The organism is Terrisporobacter muris, from assembly GCF_024621905.1.
GTDB classification, from domain to species: Bacteria; Bacillota; Clostridia; order Peptostreptococcales; family Peptostreptococcaceae; genus Terrisporobacter; species Terrisporobacter muris.
On sequence record NZ_JANKBY010000587.1, the window covers coordinates 1 to 1154 of the forward strand.

The 1154-nt window shown below is 26.1% G+C and carries 1 protein-coding gene and 1 pseudogene; one reads left to right on the forward strand and one right to left on the reverse strand.

Features of this window, described 5'->3' with window-relative positions:
- Window positions 1-950, forward strand: a 950-nt coding sequence (locus tag NSA58_RS20455; RefSeq protein ID WP_330652625.1) for an alpha/beta hydrolase, incomplete at its 5' end; no start/stop codon positions are given.
- Between the two features lie 21 nt (window positions 951-971).
- Here the strand turns inward: NSA58_RS20455 and NSA58_RS20460 are convergent.
- Window positions 972-1154 (reverse strand): annotated as a pseudogene (locus NSA58_RS20460) (hypothetical protein); the annotation flags it as partial.

The window sequence follows — 1154 nt, forward strand, 5'->3', positions numbered from 1 at the left end:
ATAATGCTATTATATTTGAAAAAGAAAGGAATTTGCATATAGTTATGTTTATATTAGTCATTTTAATTATAATTGTAGTAATACTTATTTGTGTATCTTATAAATTATATAATTATGCATTAAATCCTAATAGCTCTAAAAAAGGTATCTTTAATAGTAAGAATAAAAATAAACCAAGAAAAGAAGATTTTTGGATTAATGAGTATAATGAAAAAAATAGCGTATATATTAATTCATTTGATAATTTAAGATTACATGCATATGAAATAAAAGAAAATAAAAGTAATAAATGGGCTATAACAGTTCATGGTTATACTACAAATGCAGAGTATATGAGTAGTATAGCTTATAGATATCATACATTAGGATATAACGTCATAATACCTGATTTAAGAGGTCATGGGCAAAGTGAAGGTAATTACATAGGTATGGGTTGGCATGATAGGTTAGATATCATAAAATGGATAGATTATATCTTAAAACAAGATGATAGTGCACAAATTTTGCTACATGGAATTTCCATGGGTGCTGCAACTGTTATGATGGTTAGTGGAGAAGAGTTACCTAAAAATGTAAAGGTTATTGTTGAAGACTGCGGTTACACATGTGCCAAAGAGCAGCTTTCTTATAAGTTAAAAGATATGTTTAAAATGCCAGCATTTCCGTTACTGAATATATGTAATATAATAACTAAAATAAAATCGAAATATTTTATAACAGAAGCTTCAGCTATTAATCAAATAAAAAAAACAAAAACACCGATATTGTTTATTCATGGTGACAAAGATAAGTTTGTACCATTTTATATGTTAGATGAGCTATATGATGCTTGTAGTGCACCTAAGGATAAACTAATAATTAATAATGCAGGTCATGCAAAGTGTGAGAAAGTAAATAGTGATTTGTATTGGGAGAAAGTAATTGCTTTTATAAGTGAATATATGAATTAGCAAAAAGCACAGGATAGAGAACTATTCTGTGCCTTTTTTATATGCATTATTTTTAAGTGAAGATTGTAGCACTTCTAAATTCATTAATTGATCAAAAGTATAGTTATAATTTGATGAATTAGCCGAAGAAATAAATTTATGACATGATGCAAAGTTTTCAAAAATTATTTTTAAGCTTTTATATTCACTTATTAAAAATATATT